20 protein-coding genes are annotated in these 18,570 nt (G+C 38.2%); 17 read left to right on the top strand and 3 right to left on the bottom strand.

Annotated features, from left to right (window positions below; genetic code table 11):
* The first annotated feature begins 29 nt into the window (after positions 1-29).
* The 12 genes from KG732_RS05610 to KG732_RS05555 all read left to right on the top strand — a co-directional run bounded on the left by KG732_RS05610 (position 30) and on the right by KG732_RS05555 (position 9,450).
* A complete protein-coding gene (locus KG732_RS05610; RefSeq protein WP_213521483.1) occupies positions 30-1,184 on the top strand; it encodes an aminotransferase class I/II-fold pyridoxal phosphate-dependent enzyme in 1,155 nt (384 codons plus the stop codon).
* A 39-nt stretch (positions 1,185-1,223) separates the two neighbouring features.
* Positions 1,224-2,333: a bifunctional histidinol-phosphatase/imidazoleglycerol-phosphate dehydratase HisB gene (gene hisB / locus KG732_RS05605; protein ID WP_213521482.1), complete on the top strand. Its 1,110-nt coding sequence runs from the start codon at positions 1,224-1,226 to the stop codon at positions 2,331-2,333.
* Complete coding sequence (hisH, locus tag KG732_RS05600) at positions 2,330-3,013, top strand: imidazole glycerol phosphate synthase subunit HisH (protein WP_213521481.1); 684 nt, start codon at positions 2,330-2,332, stop codon at positions 3,011-3,013. The genes hisB and hisH overlap by 4 nt, the downstream gene beginning before the upstream one ends.
* Positions 3,014-3,179: 166 nt before the next feature.
* Complete coding sequence (hisA, locus tag KG732_RS05595; RefSeq protein WP_213521480.1) at positions 3,180-3,938, top strand: 1-(5-phosphoribosyl)-5-[(5-phosphoribosylamino)methylideneamino]imidazole-4-carboxamide isomerase; 759 nt, start codon at positions 3,180-3,182, stop codon at positions 3,936-3,938.
* Complete coding sequence (locus KG732_RS05590) at positions 3,931-4,464, top strand: GNAT family N-acetyltransferase (protein WP_213521479.1); 534 nt, start codon at positions 3,931-3,933, stop codon at positions 4,462-4,464. Before hisA ends, KG732_RS05590 begins: the two co-directional genes overlap by 8 nt.
* Before the next feature lie 120 nt (positions 4,465-4,584).
* Positions 4,585-5,382, top strand: coding sequence for an imidazole glycerol phosphate synthase subunit HisF (gene hisF, locus KG732_RS05585; protein WP_213521478.1), 798 nt, complete (start codon positions 4,585-4,587; stop codon positions 5,380-5,382).
* Between the two features lie 152 nt (positions 5,383-5,534).
* A complete protein-coding gene (locus KG732_RS05580; protein WP_213521477.1) occupies positions 5,535-5,825 on the top strand; it encodes a DUF6364 family protein in 291 nt (96 codons plus the stop codon).
* Complete coding sequence (locus tag KG732_RS05575) at positions 5,822-6,238, top strand: PIN domain-containing protein (protein ID WP_213521476.1); 417 nt, start codon at positions 5,822-5,824, stop codon at positions 6,236-6,238. The genes KG732_RS05580 and KG732_RS05575 overlap by 4 nt, the downstream gene beginning before the upstream one ends.
* Positions 6,228-6,848 carry a bifunctional phosphoribosyl-AMP cyclohydrolase/phosphoribosyl-ATP diphosphatase HisIE gene (gene hisIE, locus KG732_RS05570; RefSeq protein WP_213521475.1) on the top strand — a complete coding sequence of 207 codons (621 nt, stop codon included), beginning with the start codon at positions 6,228-6,230 and terminating at the stop codon, positions 6,846-6,848. Before KG732_RS05575 ends, hisIE begins: the two co-directional genes overlap by 11 nt.
* 47 nt (positions 6,849-6,895) lie before the next feature.
* Complete coding sequence (locus KG732_RS05565; protein ID WP_213521474.1) at positions 6,896-7,615, top strand: hypothetical protein; 720 nt, start codon at positions 6,896-6,898, stop codon at positions 7,613-7,615.
* Entirely contained in the window at positions 7,590-8,237 is a 648-nt protein-coding gene (locus tag KG732_RS05560) for an outer membrane beta-barrel protein (RefSeq protein ID WP_213521473.1), read from the top strand. Before KG732_RS05565 ends, KG732_RS05560 begins: the two co-directional genes overlap by 26 nt.
* A 97-nt stretch (positions 8,238-8,334) precedes the next feature.
* Positions 8,335-9,450, top strand: a complete 1,116-nt coding sequence (locus KG732_RS05555; RefSeq protein WP_213521472.1) for an alkene reductase — start codon at positions 8,335-8,337, stop codon at positions 9,448-9,450.
* On the opposite strand, the gene KG732_RS05550 is transcribed toward KG732_RS05555, so the two are convergent.
* A complete protein-coding gene (locus tag KG732_RS05550) occupies positions 9,440-10,003 on the bottom strand; it encodes a TetR/AcrR family transcriptional regulator (protein ID WP_213521471.1) in 564 nt (187 codons plus the stop codon). The two genes, KG732_RS05555 and KG732_RS05550, sit on opposite strands and share 11 nt — an antisense overlap.
* Before the next feature lie 180 nt (positions 10,004-10,183).
* Here KG732_RS05550 and KG732_RS05545 point away from each other — a divergent pair, with 180 nt between their 5' ends.
* On the top strand, positions 10,184-11,836 hold the full coding sequence (locus KG732_RS05545; RefSeq protein WP_213521470.1) for an aromatic amino acid hydroxylase: 1,653 nt from the start codon (positions 10,184-10,186) through the stop codon (positions 11,834-11,836).
* 102 nt (positions 11,837-11,938) lie between these two features.
* Here KG732_RS05545 and KG732_RS05540 read toward each other — a convergent pair whose 3' ends face one another.
* On the bottom strand, positions 11,939-12,583 hold the full coding sequence (locus KG732_RS05540; protein ID WP_213521469.1) for a histidine kinase: 645 nt from the start codon (positions 12,581-12,583) through the stop codon (positions 11,939-11,941).
* A 147-nt stretch (positions 12,584-12,730) separates the two neighbouring features.
* Between KG732_RS05540 and KG732_RS05535 the strand changes: the two genes are divergently transcribed.
* Entirely contained in the window at positions 12,731-13,033 is a 303-nt protein-coding gene (locus KG732_RS05535) for a rhodanese-like domain-containing protein (protein ID WP_213521468.1), read from the top strand.
* Between the two features lie 94 nt (positions 13,034-13,127).
* Entirely contained in the window at positions 13,128-13,961 is an 834-nt protein-coding gene (locus KG732_RS05530) for an AraC family transcriptional regulator (protein WP_213521467.1), read from the top strand.
* A 14-nt stretch (positions 13,962-13,975) separates the two neighbouring features.
* On the opposite strand, the gene KG732_RS05525 is transcribed toward KG732_RS05530, so the two are convergent.
* Positions 13,976-14,437 carry a pyridoxamine 5'-phosphate oxidase family protein gene (locus KG732_RS05525; RefSeq protein ID WP_213521466.1) on the bottom strand — a complete coding sequence of 154 codons (462 nt, stop codon included), beginning with the start codon at positions 14,435-14,437 and terminating at the stop codon, positions 13,976-13,978.
* Positions 14,438-14,976: 539 nt separating this feature from the next.
* Here KG732_RS05525 and KG732_RS05520 point away from each other — a divergent pair.
* Together KG732_RS05520 and KG732_RS05515 are read left to right on the top strand one after the other, a co-directional pair.
* Entirely contained in the window at positions 14,977-18,105 is a 3,129-nt protein-coding gene (locus KG732_RS05520) for a glycosyl hydrolase (protein WP_213521465.1), read from the top strand.
* A gap of 3 nt (positions 18,106-18,108) precedes the next feature.
* A complete protein-coding gene (locus KG732_RS05515) occupies positions 18,109-18,570 on the top strand; it encodes a hypothetical protein (RefSeq protein ID WP_213521464.1) in 462 nt (153 codons plus the stop codon).

Raw genomic sequence — 18,570 nt, 5'->3', positions numbered from 1 at the left:
CTGCATCAACTGCGGAACGACACAATAGAATGAAATTTAACTTAGAAAACATAGTCCGTAAGAATATCTGGAATTTGCAGCCGTATTCTAGTGCGCGTAGCGAATTTAACCTGTATGGTAATGGGAAAAAAGAGTTGACCTTACTGGATGCAAATGAGAATCCTAAAGGAGATTTGAATAGGTACCCAGACCCATTGCAGTCTTCGATTAAAGAAGAACTCGCAAAACAGAAAAATATTGCTACAAGCCAAATTTTTGTTGGTAATGGGAGCGACGAGGCCATTGATTTATTGTACCGTATTTTCTGTGAACCAGGAAAAGACAGCGTTATTACCTGCCCTCCTACTTATGGAATGTATGAAGTGAGTGCCGCAATTAACAATATAGAAGTAGTTCAAATTGATTTAAGTAAATCTTTTGAACTTGATCTCGACGGAATCATGAACAGTCCTGCTTTTGGAACATCAAAATTACTATGGATTTGTTCTCCTAATAACCCTACAGGAAATGCACTTCTTAAAGCCGATTTAAAGCACGACTGGGAAGCACAAAACTACACCCGTGGCGGAATGATGGACATGCCATTTGCACCAGAGTTTGAAGCTGAAATGCTAGAAAATCAACGCCAATTGGATCGGTTATTTGGTGCTTTTAATGGTATTATAGTCGTTGACGAAGCCTATCAAGATTTTACAGAGAATAGGAGTTTTATTAATAGATTAGAAGATTATCCCAATCTAGTAGTGTTACAAACCATGTCTAAAGCTCATGGACTCGCTGGAGCACGAGTGGGTTTTGCCTTTGCCTCAACAGAAATTATAGAGCTGTTCAATAGAACAAAGCCTCCTTATAATGTAAATGAACTCTCACAGAAAGCTGTTTTAGCAAGGCTACTGCAATTTGATCAAACTCAAAATGACATCCAAGAAATCATCACTAACAGAGATGTTCTTGCTGAACATTTAAAAAGTTTTGACTTTATCAAAGAAGTCTATCCCAGTGAAGCAAACTTCTTACTAGCACAAGTAGAAAACGCTACTGAAGTTTATAATTACCTGCGCGATAACGAGGTGATCATACGCAATCGCAGCAGTCAGATAGCCGATACATTGAGATTTACAGTAGGAACCAGAAAAGAATGTGAAGAAGTGATTCAAGCGTTAAGCGCATTTAAAAAGAATTAGAATAATTAAAACCGAAGCCATTCCACAAAGGCTTGACCTATGAAAAAAGTATTATTTATAGACCGAGATGGTACGATTGTAAAAGAACCACCAGTAGATTATCAACTGGACAGTTATGAGAAGCTGGAGTTTTTGCCTATGGCGATCACTCAATTGCACCGCATCGCTAGAGAACTGGATTATGAACTCGTCATGGTAACTAATCAAGATGGTTTGGGAACAGATAGTTTTCCTGAAGATACCTTCTGGCCCGTTCATAATTTAATGATGAATGTCTTAGAAAATGAGGGCGTCCACTTTAGTGACGTATTGATAGACCGCTCTTTTCCGGAACAAAATGCGCCTACTCGCAAGCCAGAAACTGGTTTAATGACTCATTACATTAAAGGTAATTACGACTTGAAGAATAGTTTTGTTATCGGTGATCGCAACAGCGATATGCAGCTTGCAAAAAATCTAGGTTGTAAAGGGATTCAATTACCATCGATTACGGATACTACAGAATTTGAAGATGAGTTGGTTGTTTTAAAAACGGATTCTTGGAAAGAGGTTTTTGAATTTCTACGTGGTCAACCTCGTAAAGTGCAGGTGACTCGTAAAACCAATGAAACTGATATCAACATTGTTTTGAACCTGGATGGCTCTGGAAACGGAACCATTGATACCGGATTAAAATTTTACGATCACATGCTGGAGCAATTGCAACGTCATGGATCGCTAGATTTGGACATTAAGGTAACCGGTGATTTAGAAATAGACGAGCACCACACTATAGAAGATACGGCGATTGCTTTAGGTGACGCTTTCGCGAAAGCTTTATCCTCAAAAAAAGGAATCAATAGATATGGCTTTTTACTGCCTATGGACGACTCCCTAGCACAAGTGGGAATAGACTTTGGTGGACGACCATGGATTGTTTGGGAAGCCGATTTTAAACGCGAATATGTGGGCGATATGCCTACAGAATTGTTCTTTCACTTCTTTAAATCATTCAGCGATGCCGCAAAATGCAACCTGAACATGAAAGTAGAAGGAGCTAACGAACACCACAAAATCGAGTCCCTTTTCAAAGCATTTGCTAAGGCTATAAAAATGGCCGTAAAACAAACTGGCGACGGTAAATTACCCAGCACAAAAGGAACTTTATGATTGCGATTGTAAAATATAATGCAGGTAATATAGGTAGCGTAACGAACGCGCTGCATCGCTTATGCATTGAAAACAAAGTTACTGATGATCCTGCAGAATTACAGGCGGCAGACAAGGTGATCTTTCCAGGCGTAGGTGAAGCTGGAACAGCCATGAAATACTTGCGAGAACGCGGACTGGACAAGGTCATAAAAGAATTAAAACAACCTGTATTAGGAATTTGTCTGGGAATGCAATTGATGTGCCATCACAGTGAAGAAGGGAATACCGATTGTTTAGGCATTTTTGATTCACCGGTTAAATTATTCCGCCCTTCGAGAGCTCTTCGACAAGCTCCAAGTGGCAACTCTCAAGGCGAAAAAGTACCGCATATGGGATGGAATTTCTTAAACACTGACGATCAGTTAGAGCATAACGAATCTGATCCTAGCGAAAATCTAAAATCAGGAATCCTGGATCCGAGATCGCTCCTGATGCAAGGCCTAGCAAAGCAAGCAGATGTGTACTATGTGCATTCATACTATGCTGAAATTTGTGAGCATACGATTGGGATTTGTAATTATATCCTACCTTTTAGCAGTATGTTGCAAAAGGATAACTTTTATGCCACTCAATTTCACCCAGAGAAAAGTGCTGGGGTGGGTGAGCAGATTTTAAAGAATTTTATAAGCCTACCCTAAATCCCTTCCTAGGGAAGGGACATCTAAACTTTAAAAATAAAAATTAGATCGTATATCATATTAAAAGAGCCCCAGGCAAGTTGAATAGTTTAAATAAATATGGAGCATGAGTCATAGTCATTCGTCATTCGTCACGAGCGAAGAGAGCAGTCATAAGTCGCGCAGCATGCGTATCATACCAGCAATAGATATCATAGACGGTAAATGCGTGCGCCTTTCACAAGGTGATTACAACCAAAAAACGGTTTATAACGAGGACCCTCTGGAGGTGGCTAAAGAATTTGAGGCCAACGGGATTATACACCTGCACTTAGTAGATCTGGATGGTGCCAAAAGCAGCCATGTGGTGAATTGGAAAATATTAGAGCGTATCGCTAGTCAGACTGGTTTGCAGATTGATTTTGGCGGTGGCGTAAAAACCGATGAAGATATCAACGTGGTATTTGAAAGTGGTGCAAAACAAGTTACTGGCGGCAGTATTGCCGTTAAAGATGCCGCTAGATTTGAAGGGTGGATTTCCAACTATGGAAGTGATAAAATCATCTTGGGTGCTGATGCAAAAGACGGCATGATTGCAACACATGGATGGTTAGAAAGTAGTGAATTAGAAGTGGTTTCCTTTATAACCGAATGGAACAAAAAAGGAATCGAATACATCATTTGTACCGATATTGCAAAAGACGGCATGCTGGCTGGAGCTAGTTACGAGCTGTATGAGAAGATTCTCGAGTTAAATAAACATAGCGAGGGCGCAAAGGAGATACCACATCAAGTTCGCAATGAGATCAAATTAATCGCTTCTGGTGGTGTTGCGGTGGTGGATGATTTACATCGCTTACGCGAAATGGGGTGTGAAGGAGCTATTGTTGGTAAAGCATTTTATGAAGGCAGGATATCCTTTAAAGAATTGAGAGAATTTGTATAGCGACCGGCTGACCTATCAACTTTTAAAAGTAAGTGATCTGCAAGAATTTCATGCCTTGCATAGCATCCCTGAAGTAGATCAATTCAATACCATGGGAATACCTGGAAGTATAGAAGTCTCTCAGCAATTACTAAATGACGCCATTAAAGAACAAAAGAAAAAAGAGGTCAACAAACTCACCTATTCCATCAAATTGAAAGAGACTAAGGATTTTATTGGGATTTGCGGTATCATAAAGAGCTCTAAAAAATATGCTAAAGCAGAATTGTGGATGAAGTTTCATCCTAAGTTCTGGAATAATGGTTATGCTACGGAGACCGTTCAGACACTTTTAAAAGCCTGTTTTGAAGAACACCAACTTCATAGAGTTGAAGCTGGATGTGCCATTGAAAATCAGGCTTCCAAACGAGTGCTAGAAAAAGGTGGCTTTGTTGTAGAAGGAATACAAAGAAAAAATTTGCCTTTAAAAAGTGGCTGGAGTGATAATTATGAGTTTGGAATTTTAGAGGAAGATTGGAATAAATAATTACCGTAAAAACGGGAAGCTAGCTGGTTGACAAACTGGTTTAAAATATAATATTAACCGATTCCGCTCTTCAGCGGAAGGACAAAAAAAGTTTCCCTTTTGGGAAATGTTTGCAAGACAATGGCGCTAAAAAAAAGAATCATACCATGCCTTGATATCAAGGACGGACGCACTGTAAAGGGGATTAACTTTGTTGGATTAAGAGATGCTGGTGATCCTGTAGCTCTTGCTCAACAATATGCAGATCAAGGAGCTGATGAGTTGTGTTTTCTAGATATTACAGCAACTATTGAAAAACGAGATACGCTCGTACCATTAGTAAAAGAAATAGCCGCTGTTTTAAACATTCCATTTACAGTAGGAGGCGGTATTAATGACGTGGCCCTGGCTAAAGAAATCATTAAAGCTGGAGCCGATAAAGTTGCGATCAATAGTGCTGCCGTTAAACGACCTGAATTAATTAGTGAACTAGCGGCAGAACTAGGAAGTCAATGCGTTGTAGTTGCGGTGGATACCAAACGTATCGAAATAAATGATCCTACAGAATCATCACTCAACGGCTTTACAAACAAAGTTTTTGTAGCCGGAGGGCGTATAGAAACAGCTTTAGAAACCATTGCTTGGTGCGAAGAAATAGAACGCCTAGGTGCTGGGGAAATTTTGTTAACCAGTATGGATCATGACGGCACTAAAAACGGATTTGCATTAGAATTGACTGATTTGATTTCCAGGAAATTGAACATTCCTATAATTGCCTCAGGAGGTGGTGGCACAGCAGCTCATTTTGAAGAGTTATTTAAAGATACCGAAGCTAGTGCTGGACTGGCCGCGAGTATATTCCACTTTGGAGAATTGCCAGTTCCTGAGTTGAAAAAGCAGTTGGTTGAAGCTGGAGTTGAGGTGCGAGTTGTCGAATAGTTAATTAGAATTAAGATAGATCAAGGCGATTCTGCTCTGTAGCGGAATGACAAATTACAGGCCGTCTTGCGACGGCTTCTCAAGATAAATAGAACAAAGGTGTACGTGTTCTAATTAATTTTAATACGTACATTTGTATAAAAGTGAATATCATGGATGCAAAGCTAACTTTAAAACTAGATAAGGAGATCATCAAGCTAGCAAAGGAATATGTTGCACAACAAGGCACAAGTCTTTCTAAATTTATTGAAGATTATTTGCGTCATAAAATCCAATCAGAACAAAATAATTATAAGATTTCTATACATCCAGCACTTAAAGCAATGGAAACTGGAGTGGATTATATTAAATTAAATAACTTAAAAAACAGAAATCTTAAAGAAGAAAAAGATGCTATTTATGATAGTAAATTAGAAGATTATTTAAAATTAACAGAAGAATGAAAATCTTCTTAGATGCAAATATCTTAATAGATATTATGCTAGAAAGAGAGCCTTTTTATGCACCTGCAGTTGCTTTTATAACATTTTGTATCTCTCAAGAATATAAAATTACCACCAACTCGTTATGTATCTCAAACGCCTTCTATTTGAGTCAGAAATTAATTAGAAACAACAAAATCACTAAAAATAAAATTAACACGATCAACTCTATATGCAGCATCATACCCATGAACCAAAGCCAGTTAAACATGGCATTAGAATCTGATTTTATTGATTTTGAAGATTCCCTGCATAATGCCTGTGCCATTCACAATGATTGCACACATATTATTACACGAGACAAAAAAGGGTTCAAAAACTCAAAACTTAAAGTATTCACACCATCTTTATTCTTAAAACTATATGGAGCCTAATTTTAGCAAAAACAACGATAAATTACTACCAGTCATCATTCAAGATGCAACGAGCAAAAAAGTCTTGATGCTGGGCTATATGAATAAAGAAGCCTTTGCAAAAACACAAGCTGAAAACAGAGTGACTTTTTACTCGCGTAGCAAGCAGCGACTTTGGACTAAAGGAGAGTCCTCTAACAACTTTCTAGATGTAGTAGCTATTGAAATAGACTGTGATCAAGATGCGATTTTGATTCATGCCAACGCTTATGGGCCTACTTGTCATATAGGAACTGTAAGTTGTTTTGATGCTGTTACTGAAACTCGCTTTCGCGAAAGCGAAACAGAAAAGGCTTTCACTATCAATGATTTAGAAAAAATAATCCAGCAGCGTATTGATGATAAAGTAGAAAGTTCTTACACCTATTCTTTGATTCAAAAAGGCATTAATAAAGTCGCTCAAAAAGTAGGCGAAGAAGCAGTTGAAACAGTTATAGATGCCATTAATGGGAAAGAAGAAGACTTTATCTACGAGGCTGGCGATTTGATGTATCACTATCTCGTTTTACTCAAAGCAAAAGGATTCTCACTAGCAGATATTGAGAAAGAACTGGCTAAAAGGCATTCCTAAAAACAATAATAAGTAGGAGATTTGCGTTAGTATAGAAATATGATCCTATGAAAAAAGACGTTTTTTATTACCTTTTCGTTTTGATTGTATGCACTATAACTTCCTGTAGCTCTGAAAGTTCGTCTCCAGCTGCAGAATACAGCGCTCAAAATCGAGCCTATGTTCAAGGTAAAATAATCTACCCCTCGGGCCAACCGGTTATAAACGAAGAAATAGAAATTCTAGCCGTTCAAAACAAGCTTTTACTAGGTACTTCCATCACAGATACTAATGGCGAATTTGATGCAATCCTCTTAGAAACTGGACTTAGAAGTTTTGATGCATTTCCAGGAGATCTTAGAAGTGGCGATAATGGTTTTCTTGTACGCCTTAAAGATCCTAGTTACCAACACTCTTTTGTATTTGCATTTGCAGACTATCAATACAACCAAGATTACATTTTTCCTGAAGTTACTATTACGCAAGGTGTGCCTGTTACTGTCAATTTTATAGATCAAAACTCGACCAACCTACTTGAAAACGTAAGACTATTTTACACAAATTCTGAGTGTTTAGAGTATTATAGGGATTATGAAAACAGAACCCGATCCAACGAGTGTCATCAAGAATTTAGTCAAATGAAAGAGGATGGAATTAACAGCATGACCACAAATAATGATGTGCTACTAAATACTCAAATACGGGTCTCCTATACAGTAGACGGCATCCAACAAGAGCAATTATTTCTAATCAATCAAGAAGATGCGGTATTTACTATTAATTATTAGTCTTTCCCTACTCAGCTACCATTCTATAGCTCAAGAAGTTGTGGATTCACTTGATACGAAGTGGAAGGAATCAGAAATAAAACAACAATTTCATTTGAAAGCAGGTTTTCAAACCGACTTTAGTTTAGGTGAAAGTTATATTTCTAGTGCAGACTCGCCTGCATTGGGATTTAATATTCAGGCCGATTGGCAATTTTATAAATCGTTTCAATTGGGGTTAGGTATGTTCAACACCTATCATAAAAATTTAGATAGTAGTGTTTCTGGCCTAGTGGAACAAATAAATTTGACTGGAACCTCTATAGGCATAGGTTATTTAATTCCATTAAGTGAGATCTGGTCCGTATCGCCACATATAAAATATGCAGCTATTAAGTTAAATCAGAAAACAGCCTATCAAAATAAAGAGTTGGAAGAAAATGCCGATATGATCATTGTTGGAGCTAGCATCAACTATCAGTTGAACAACAATATTTCCAGTTTTATAGATGTAGAATTCCGTCAACTTTATTATGATATTGACCCTAGCCCGCAACTACAAGAGTTGTATGATAACGATCATTTTCTTACACTGTCTATAGGTTTGCGCTATAGCTTTTTTTCCAAGAAAAGCTTATTTTAATAGGTATCAGAAGTGCTTTTACTATAAATAAAATACAATTAACGCAGTCTTGACTCCTTTTACTTGTACCTACAATATCTTTGCGTAAAAGAAAATTATGACTGATCAACAACCCTTATTAAAGCCAATAACCATAGGTGCCGTAGCATTAAAAAATAGAGTCGTTATGGCTCCATTAACGAGATGCAGAGCAACAAACGAACATCAAGCACCAGATCAAAAACATATAGATTACTATACACAACGTGCAGGAGCTGGACTCATCATCACTGAAGGTAGTGAAGTCTCCAAAAAAGCAAGAGGTTATCCTTTTGTGGCAGGAATTTTCAATGAGGCGCAAGTGGAAGGATGGAAAAAAGTAGTAGACAGTGTGCATAAGGCAGATGGCAAGATATTTTTGCAACTGTGGCACGTGGGTCGTACTTCTTTACCAGACTATCACAACGGAGAACTTCCATGGGCACCAAGTGCGGTAAATCCAGAAATAGAACTTAGAAACGCCTTAGGTGAAAAGAAACAAACTGTTGCGCCACACGCGATGACTATTGAAGAAATTCATCAAACGGTTAAAGAATTTGGTCAAGCAGCTGCCAATGCAAAAAAAGCAGGATTTGACGGTGTAGAAATCCACAGTTCTAATGGTTACCTGATACATCAATTCTTTAACAATAAATCCAATTTAAGAACTGATGAGTACGGTGGTAGTCCTGAAAATAAAGCTCGATTCTTTTTTGAAGTTCTTGATGCTATAAAAGAATCCTTTCCTGAAAACAGGATAGGCTGTCGTTTAAACCCTTCTTTGAATGGTGTATTTGGGATTTATGCTACTCCAGATACCATTCCGTTTTTTGATTACCTCATCAATCGCTTGAACGATCACGATCTTGCTTATGTACATTTATCAGAACCTTTTACAGATGTGAGTGATATCAAATTTCTAGAAAGTCATATTGCAAGACATTACAGACCCATTTATAAAGGCAATCTTATGATCAATAATCAATTTGATCAGGACTCTGGAAATAACGTTATAGAAGAAGGAACTGCAGATTTGGTTGCTTTTGGAAAGCTATTTATTTCCAATCCAGATTTACCTCATCGATTGGAATTGAACGCTCCACTGACCGCTTGGAATCAAGATACCTTCTACTCCCAAGGTCGTGAAGGGTATACCGACTACCCAACATTAGAAGAAGAAAAAGCTAAGAGCTAATACCCTTAAGCAATAGTTGCGGCAACTCTTTTTTAAGGTCGGCTACTTCGGTAGTCGACTTTTTTGGTATCCATAAATAGATGGATCTCAAAGTGCTTAAGAGGTTAAAAAGCATGGTATCCACACTCATTTCTTTAAACTCTCCAGTAGCGATACCGCTTTGTAGAATTTTTTTAAAATCGAGTTCATAATTCTTTCTCAGCTGAATGTATTCCTGGTATTGCTCACCTTCTAGATGCATCCAGTCGGTATTTAAAACGGCCAATGCGTTGGTGTATTCAAGTGCTATTTTTATGTGTAATAAGATGAGCTGTTCCGCTTTCGCGAAAGCGGAATGATCATTCTCCTCTACAGCATCCATACCCGCAGTAAACTCTTGAGCTACCTCGAGTATCAAGGTAGCGAGAATCTCTTGTTTTCCAGAAATATGGTTGTATAAACTGGCCGCTTTCATATCCATAGCGGCAGCTAGATCCCTCATGGTCACAGCGCTATAACCTCGATCTTTAAACAATTGGGCAGCCGTATTTAGAATTTGTTTTTTGCGAGACATAAGATGCAAATATAAGAGATGTAGTCGGTTACTTTTCTATTTTAGAAGAAGACCTAGCATGATCTAACTCATCGACCTAGTTACCACATGCTCCTCGGATTGCTTAAAATTAATTAAAATTCAGTGTTCTGTAAGTGTACTAATTAGTTTTAGCCTAGCTTTGAACTTTATCTTGTTACCATGCTAGAGAATATAGAAACCAATCCGCTTATCGAGCGATTACCGCCTCATCTTAAGCAATTTATAAAGCCTCAAAACTATGAGCTTTATACGTATCAAGATCAAGCTGTGTGGCGTCATGTCATGCGCAAAAATGTGCAATTTTTAAGTCAAGTAGCTCATGGTTCTTACCTGGCTGGATTAAAGAAAACCGGTATTTCTATAGATCATATTCCGTCCATGTATGGAATGAATCGCATTTTAAAAGAAATAGGTTGGGCAGCTGTTGCTGTAGATGGGTTTATTCCACCAGCCGCATTTATGGAATTTCAAGCCTATAAAATTCTAGTAATCGCAGCCGATATTAGAAAGCTGGACAACATAGAATACACACCAGCACCAGATATTATTCATGAAGCAGCTGGGCACGCACCTATTATTGCCAGTCCGGATTATGCAGAATATTTAAGACGTTTTGGCGAGATAGGTAGCAAGGCTATTTCTAGCGCACACGACCATGAAATGTATGAAGCAGTACGTAACATTTCTATTCTTAAAGAAGTGCGAAGTGAAAAGAAAGATGCCAAATTAGATCAACAAATCGCAGCCGCAGAGGCTGAAATAGAGCGCCTTCAACATAAAAAAGTAACCCCTAGCGAAATGTCGCTTATCAGAAACCTGCACTGGTGGACGGTAGAATACGGGCTGGTAGGAACGCTGGAACGTCCAAAACTATACGGAGCTGGTTTACTATCTAGTATAGGGGAAAGTAAAAGTTGTCTGGAACCTGAAGTAGAGAAAAGACCTTATTCCATTGATGCCGCTTATCAAGATTTTGATATTACTAGAAAACAACCTCATCTTTATGTGACTCCTAATTTTGCGCATCTAAGTGAAGTCTTAGAAGAATTTGCAAACACCATGGCAGTGCGTAAAGGTGGACATCGCGGTTTACAAAAACTGATTAACTCTAAGTCTTTAGGAACTATAGAGATCAGCACTGGACTCCAAGTAAGCGGTGTTTTTACACGCATGATTACAAATGATGACAATGATGTGGTGTATTTTGAAACCTCTGGACCTAGTGCGCTGGCTTATCGAGAAAAAGAACTTATAGGTCATGGAACAGCTACACATCAACAAGGATTCTTATCACCGTTAGGAAAGCTTAAAGGCATCAATCTAGCCATAGAAGATATGGGACCACGAGATTTACAAGCTTATAATTTCTATGATAACGAGCGCATTGAATTCACCTATGAAAGCGGTATTAAAGTAGAAGGGCTCAACGTCACCGGTCAACGTAACGTAAATGGTAAATTAATGCTGATTCAATTTACTGATTGTACGGTAAGTTATAGGGATGAGGTTCTTTTTTCACCAGCAGATGGTCTATTGAACCTTGCCGTAGGAAAAGAAATAACAAGTGCTTATGCCGGTCCTGCCGACTATTACAGTTTTGACCAAGTATATCACGAGAGTGAGGTCAAAACGATCAAATCTATTTTTACTAAAGAACAAATTGCTATTCAAGGACTTTACGAGAAGGTACGTCATTACAGAGAAGAGGATAAAATCAACAAACCATTATTAGAAAAATTAAAAACTCAAGTACAAACGGATTATCCTGAGCAGTGGTTGTTAATTGAAGAAATTGAAGAGTTGATCAATTAGTCGAAATGAGCCCCCTGCACCTTATGCAACCACTATTTTAATTGAACCATTGTATTATTTTATTACTGGTGTTATAGCCTACTGCTATACATTTCATCACTATTAAATAGGTAGTTCTACATTGACTATGGTACCGTTGCCTATGCTGCTAGTGAATTTCAAATCACCTTTCAATTTTTGAGTTGCTTTTAAAATAGTTTGAATGCCTTTACCATCTGCGATTTCTTTTCGATCATAGCCTACTCCATTGTCGTGTGTGATGATGTTACATTTCCTATGTCCTACCGATGCGATACTAAAAACAAAACTGGCTTGAGAATGCGTGATGGCATTGTGCAAACCTTCGTTGATGATCGCAAGCAGTTGTAACACTTCTTTAGGCTCAAAACTGAGAAGTTCTTTTTCAGGATAGTTGATTTTATAAGCCAACTCATTTGCAATGCGTTGTGCATAATGCCTTTGAAGAAGTCTAGTGCCCTGTTCGATGTCTTTTAAAGTAAAGTGGTTTTTAGTGGCTGCAAATTGATAAAGCAATGTTTCCGCCTCCGTTTTGGGTAGGTTGTTTTCCGATGGCTTATGAGCTAATTCCTTTAGTATTTGGTCCCGTTGAAGTTGACGTCTGTTTTGCTCTTGTCCTCTTTGCTGTCGCCTGTCATTTTGCTCCTCTCTATCTGCTGCTGCTAAGAAGTAAATAATCACCAGCCCTAAAAGAAGACCAATAAAAATATTTCCTATAATTCCTTCCATGATTCTAAAATAAGCATTAAAATGAGATGATTTATAAGTCTTTTGTTTCAGGTCTTTTTTCTACTTAAATTCCAGCAAACTTCCCATAACATTTCACTACTTTGTCAGTAAGTAATGAAAAAACAAACGTCTTAAAAATAAAAAAATATGTTCGGGTTATTTAACAACAAGAAAAAAGAGATGATTCAAAAGTACCTTAAGGAAGGTGCTTTATTACTAGACGTGCGTACCTCCTCAGAATTTAATGGAAATCATATCGAAGGTTCTAAAAACATCCCTGTTCAGGCCATCGACCAGAAAATAAACAGTTTGGATAAAAACAAACCTGTGATCGTGTATTGCGCCATGGGTGGAAGAAGTAATATCGCCGCTGCAAAACTAAAGGCAAAAGGCTTTAAAGTAGTGAATGCTGGCGGAATAGGCTCCATGAGAAAACACCTCAAGTCTTAAGGCTCCATATAGCCTCCTAAAGGTTGTTTTTATATAGAGGCGACCTTTTAAAGTGACTTTAAAATTAGTTGTATATTCTTCCTACATTTAGCTTATGAAATTAGATCATCATAATATTAAAGAGGGTGGTAGGTTTATTGTTACTAGTTTTCAATGTGGCACATCCTTGCAACTCCTTCAAGAAAAAGGATTGTATAAAATCATATGGTGTACCGAAGGGGAAGAGCGTTTAATCATAGATGGCTATGAAGTAGTTCTTAAAAACAATCAGGTGTTATTTTGTGTGCCCGAAAATAGAATAGTTTTTCCTGAACACACGAATACATTAATCGCTTTTATATTTAACCGGGAATTTTACTGCATTCAACACAACGATGCTGAAGTTTCTTGTATGGGGCTTTTATTTTACGGTTCTTCAACCGCACCTGTTATTGAACTAAATGAAAAAGATCAACGTAGTTTTAACGCGATGCTGGTGTTATTCCAAGAAGAGTTGGCCACTAAAGATCCCATTCAAGGAGAGATGTTGCGCACCCTTTTAAAACGCATGTTGATCACCTCAACTCGATTGATTAAACTACAAACTAATCAGGCAGATCTATCAGTAAAACAGGTAGAACTTATTAGAAAATTTAATATTTTAGTAGAGCAGCATTTTAAAGAAAAACATCAAGTTGTTGACTATGCCGACTTGCTTTTTAAATCACCTAAAACACTTTCTAATTTCTTTAAAAAACACGGTGCAAACTCCCCCTTAAAAATCATCAATGAACGCATTGCCGCCGAAGCAAAAAGCCTGCTTTTGTACTCTGATAAAAGTGTTGAAGAAATCTCTTATGAACTAGGCTATAACGAGCCTAGTCATTTTTCCAAATTTTTTAAAACTCAAGTTGGTGTTTCACCAATGTTATTTAGGAAACAAGAATAAATAAACCCAGGTATTTATAGTTGAAACTCTCTTCTTTTACCAGTAATTACATCTATTTTAATAGTAAATACGACAGGTATGTCATCGTCATATATTTTACTAGAAAATTGATTGATAAAATCTAAATTTCGGTGTTCTTGGTTCCAGATTATATTTTTTACTCCTGATGAAAACTGATGAAGTATCGCTTTAGCATCGCTTCCGTTATGCTCTTCATAACTGCCTTGCACTAAAACCGATTCCCACCTTTTAACAGAATCTATCACCGACACATACAAAGACACCGTATTCTTTTTTCTTAAAGCTTTTGTTTTATGCCCGTTACCAGAATAACAGATAATATTGTTGTGTTCTTCATTATAAAAATAGGTGATGGGAACAATAAAAAGTTGGTTATTACATAGGTAACCTAAGTGACCTATATAATTTGTCTTAAGTAGTAAGGATTTTTGACTATTGTTTAAGCTTATAATCATTCTTATTATTTGAATTTAAAAGTAAGGAAGCCTGACCTAGCAAGAAATGACATTTATCATTCTCCTTAGAGAATACCGATCCGATTTAGGAAAAAGCAGCTCATCTGTTCTCAAAAAAAAGTCAAAATAGTAACAGCTTTGATTCCTTATCCTGATTACTCCTATGCATATAAAGCATTAATGGTATGGAGGTAGTGCGCATAAAACATTAAAATATCCTATAAAATAGAAGCTCTTACACTTTCAAAAGAGCCTTGCTTTATGAAGGTATCCTTATAAATTCAAAAATAAAATTACTTATCTAGTTTATAGACAGGCATCCAAAAAAGGTTTTGTTAAGCTTGATTTCACTTTCCCTTAAACATCTACACATAGAGATCACTAATAGCAATTGCGCCTTTCTCATTAAATCCTTTTGTAAATGACTGCAATTCAATTAGCAGCAACCAAATCAGTTGTAAGTAGGAAGAACTCTTCCTTTACATTTCTCTTTCCTAAATTCAAATTCATCCATTATCTTTAGAGAAAATTATCTGACCATGAATAAGCTGTATTACCTCCTGTTTGTTTTTACTATTCTCGCTTTCGCGAAAGCGGAATCACAACAATTACCCGAGCTGCCAGAAGAGCAAAAATTATATGAATCACAAGAATTCAGATTGCTAGGGCCCTTCCGCGGCGGAAGAAGTGCCGCAGTGACTGGAGTTCCAGGAGCACCTAACTTGTTCTATTTTGGTAGTACGGGTGGTGGTGTATGGAAGACCCTGGATGGTGGACGCACTTGGAGCAATATCTCTGATGGCTTTTTTGGTGGTTCTATAGGAGCCGTAAGTGTGGCACCTAGTGATCATAATGTAATTTATGTAGGGGGTGGAGAAAAAACAGTACGTGGAAATGTATCCAGCGGTTATGGATTATGGAAGACAGAAGATGCTGGAAAAACATGGACTGCTGCTGGGTTACCACAAAGCCGTCACGTCCCGCGTATTGCCATTGATCCAAATGACCACAATACCGTTTATGCAGCAGTTTTAGGAAATATCTATACCCCTACTGCCGAGCGCGGTGTTTATAAAAGTACTGATGGAGGTAAGTCGTGGAGAAAAACATTGTTTGCTAACGATATGGCCGGTGCTGTAGATTTAATCATCGATCCTAGTAATGCTCGAGTACTGTATGCGAGTACGTGGAGGGTACAACGCACCCCTTATAGCCTGTCTAGTGGCGGAGATGGTAGTGCACTATGGAAAAGTACGGACTATGGGGAGACTTGGAAGGAAATTTCAACTAATGAAGGCTTTGCCAAAGGAACTCTAGGAATTATGGGAATTACCGTTTCTCCGGTAAGTTCAGACCGGGTCTATGCTATTGTAGAAAATAAAGATCAAGGAGGTTTATACCGCAGTGATGATGCTGGGTTGACTTGGAAAAAAACAAATGATGATAGAAGCCTACGACAGCGTGCTTGGTATTACTCTCGTATTTATGCAGATACAAAAGACGTCGATAAATTATACGTAGTGAACGTGAACTACCATAAAAGTACCGATGGTGGAAAAAACTTTAGCAGTGCCCGAGCACCGCATGGAGATCACCACGATTTATGGATCGCACCAGAAGATCCTAATCGCATAATTATGGGAGATGACGGTGGTGCACAAATCACTTATGACGGTGGAGAAACCTGGAGCACCTATCACAACCAGCCTACCGCCCAATATTACAGAGTCACCACAGACGATTCTTTCCCTTACCGCATCTATGTGGCACAACAAGATAATGGAACCATTAGAATACCCCACCGCACCACTGGCCGCAGTATCACTGATAGCGACTGGGAAGAAACAGCTGGTGGAGAAAGCGCACACATAGCTGTAGATCCTAAAAATAACGACATCGTATACGGTGGTAGTTATGGCGGTTTCTTGACCCGATACAATCACCAAACTAAATCCCAACGAGCTGTTAATGTATGGCCAGACAACCCAATGGGACATGGTGCCGAAGGAATGAAATACCGTTTCCAATGGAACTTCCCTATTTTATTCTCCAAACATGAACCTAATAAGCTTTATGCTTTTTCAAACAACGTTCACGTCACTACAAATGAAGGTCAAAGTTGGGAAACCATCTCACCAGATTTAACAAGAAATGATCCTACTAAACTCGTTTCTAGTGGAGGCCCTATTACACAAGACAATACCGGAGTGGAGTACTACTGTACCATTTTTGCAGCAGCCGAAAGTCCGCTAAATGCTGGCGAACTTTGGGTAGGAAGTGATGATGGGTTGATTCACCTTTCTAAAGATGCTGGAAAAAACTGGGTCAACATCACTCCTAAGGGAATGCCAGAATGGGCGCAGATCAACAGCATAGAACCTAGTCGCTACGATGCAGCAACTTGCTATGTAGCTGCAACTAGGTACAAACTAGGTGATTTTAATCCGTATCTATACAAAACAACAGATTACGGAAAGTCATGGAAAAAAATAACCGATGGCATTCCTACAGAGCATTTTACTAGAGTCGTACGTGAAGACGATCAAGTACCAGGAATGCTTTATGCAGGTACCGAAACTGGTTTATACCTATCAACTAATGATGGAAAATCATGGAAATCCTTTCAACTGAATTTACCAATTGTTCCAGTAACGGATTTGGCTGTAAAAGACAACAACTTAATTATCGCTACACAAGGAAGAAGTTTATGGATTCATGATGATCTAGGATTGGTTAGAGATGCTTTTAGTAGCTCGCTTTCGCGAAAGCAAAACACCAACCAACTCTTTCAACCTAAAACAGCTTATCGCATGGACGGAAATGGAAAAGCTGGGTCACTTACCGCTGGAGCAAATCATCCTGCTGGGGTACAAGTACATTACTACTTGCCTCAAGTAACTGATAAAGACAGTATTTCGCTTTCGTTCTACGATTCAAAAGAGCAGCTGATTAAAACTTACGCTACTTATGATCAAAAGAATAAATTGGAAGTTCAAAAAGGAGCCAATTCCTTTAATTGGGATACGGTTTATGAAGGTGCTGAAAAACTACCAGGAATGATATTGTGGTGGGCCGACCTTTCTGGTGCTCAAGCTGTACCTGGAACTTATAAAGTGGAACTGATCGTCAATGGCCAAAAGCAATCCCAACCTATTCACATTATCGCTACTCCTACTAGTGAAGCTAGCGAGGCCGATATGCAAGCACAATTTAACTTTGTAAGTGAGATCAACGCTACCGTAGATAAAGCACACAAGTCCATCAAAAATATACGCTCCTTTAATAAAAAGCTGAGTGCCTTTGAAGAATTATATGCCGGTAGAGAAGAACAAGGAATTAAGGACATGATTGCGATGTCTAAAGAAATGAAAAAGAAATTTGATGCTGTAGAAAAAGCCTTGTACCAGACTCAAAACCGCAGCGGTCAAGACCCATTAAATTTCCCTATACGATTGACCAACAAACTAGCTCATTTAAATAGCCTTGCACAAATGGGTGACTTTGCTCCTACCTCTCAAAGCATAGAGGTTAAAAACGAACTCACTACCGAAATTGAAAAGCAATTGGCTGTATTTGATAGCGTATTGAATTCTGATATTAAAAAGTTTAATGAGGAGTTTAATCAACTGGAGTTGGATTATTTGGTTATAGATAAGGAAAAGAACTAAGCCATGGATGAACTAAGCGGTTATTGGGAAGGGTATTACATCTATGGATTAGGTTACGATTTGCCCTTTTTTGGTAAAAAAGTAAAGCTATTTGCTCACTTAGAGTTTAAAGATGGTCAAATAACCGGACAACACACCGAAGAAAAAGGCCCTTTCTCTACAGGTAAAACAGTCCAATTGGTTGGCTTTTGGGAGGAAGAAATGGTTTCCTTAAGAGTTCATTACGACACTAATGAAGTAATGTTAGAAGATAAATTCACTGCAGAGAATTTGAATCACCACGTTGAGATCACTTACGATGGTTCCTTGGATATGGACAAGAAAGCCATATGCGGTTTATGGTATATAGAACATGAAATTGATGGCGAACTGGATATAGAAATCCCTCCTGCCGAAGGCTTGTGGATGTTGAGAAAAGCTAAGAAACCAGTGAGCGATTTTGATTATTCCTTATTAGGCCTTTAA

This window comes from Nonlabens sp. (genome assembly GCF_018401815.1).
Classification (GTDB): Bacteria; Bacteroidota; Bacteroidia; order Flavobacteriales; family Flavobacteriaceae; genus Nonlabens.
Note: the sequence above shows the minus strand (reverse complement) of the source record. Positions and strands in the feature narration are given on the sequence as shown.

Coding starts and splice junctions, on each gene's coding strand:
- KG732_RS05610 (WP_213521483.1), top strand. CDS start 30: ATGAAATTTAACTTAGAAAACATAGTCCGTAAGAATATCTGGAATTTG.
- hisB (WP_213521482.1), top strand. CDS start 1,224: ATGAAAAAAGTATTATTTATAGACCGAGATGGTACGATTGTAAAAGAA.
- hisH (WP_213521481.1), top strand. CDS start 2,330: ATGATTGCGATTGTAAAATATAATGCAGGTAATATAGGTAGCGTAACG.
- hisA (WP_213521480.1), top strand. CDS start 3,180: ATGCGTATCATACCAGCAATAGATATCATAGACGGTAAATGCGTGCGC.
- hisF (WP_213521478.1), top strand. CDS start 4,585: ATGGCGCTAAAAAAAAGAATCATACCATGCCTTGATATCAAGGACGGA.
- KG732_RS05580 (WP_213521477.1), top strand. CDS start 5,535: ATGGATGCAAAGCTAACTTTAAAACTAGATAAGGAGATCATCAAGCTA.
- KG732_RS05575 (WP_213521476.1), top strand. CDS start 5,822: ATGAAAATCTTCTTAGATGCAAATATCTTAATAGATATTATGCTAGAA.
- hisIE (WP_213521475.1), top strand. CDS start 6,228: ATGGAGCCTAATTTTAGCAAAAACAACGATAAATTACTACCAGTCATC.
- KG732_RS05565 (WP_213521474.1), top strand. CDS start 6,896: ATGAAAAAAGACGTTTTTTATTACCTTTTCGTTTTGATTGTATGCACT.
- KG732_RS05560 (WP_213521473.1), top strand. CDS start 7,590: ATGCGGTATTTACTATTAATTATTAGTCTTTCCCTACTCAGCTACCAT.
- KG732_RS05555 (WP_213521472.1), top strand. CDS start 8,335: ATGACTGATCAACAACCCTTATTAAAGCCAATAACCATAGGTGCCGTA.
- KG732_RS05550 (WP_213521471.1), bottom strand. CDS start 10,003: ATGTCTCGCAAAAAACAAATTCTAAATACGGCTGCCCAATTGTTTAAA.
- KG732_RS05545 (WP_213521470.1), top strand. CDS start 10,184: ATGCTAGAGAATATAGAAACCAATCCGCTTATCGAGCGATTACCGCCT.
- KG732_RS05540 (WP_213521469.1), bottom strand. CDS start 12,583: ATGGAAGGAATTATAGGAAATATTTTTATTGGTCTTCTTTTAGGGCTG.
- KG732_RS05535 (WP_213521468.1), top strand. CDS start 12,731: ATGTTCGGGTTATTTAACAACAAGAAAAAAGAGATGATTCAAAAGTAC.
- KG732_RS05530 (WP_213521467.1), top strand. CDS start 13,128: ATGAAATTAGATCATCATAATATTAAAGAGGGTGGTAGGTTTATTGTT.
- KG732_RS05525 (WP_213521466.1), bottom strand. CDS start 14,437: ATGATTATAAGCTTAAACAATAGTCAAAAATCCTTACTACTTAAGACA.
- KG732_RS05520 (WP_213521465.1), top strand. CDS start 14,977: ATGAATAAGCTGTATTACCTCCTGTTTGTTTTTACTATTCTCGCTTTC.
- KG732_RS05515 (WP_213521464.1), top strand. CDS start 18,109: ATGGATGAACTAAGCGGTTATTGGGAAGGGTATTACATCTATGGATTA.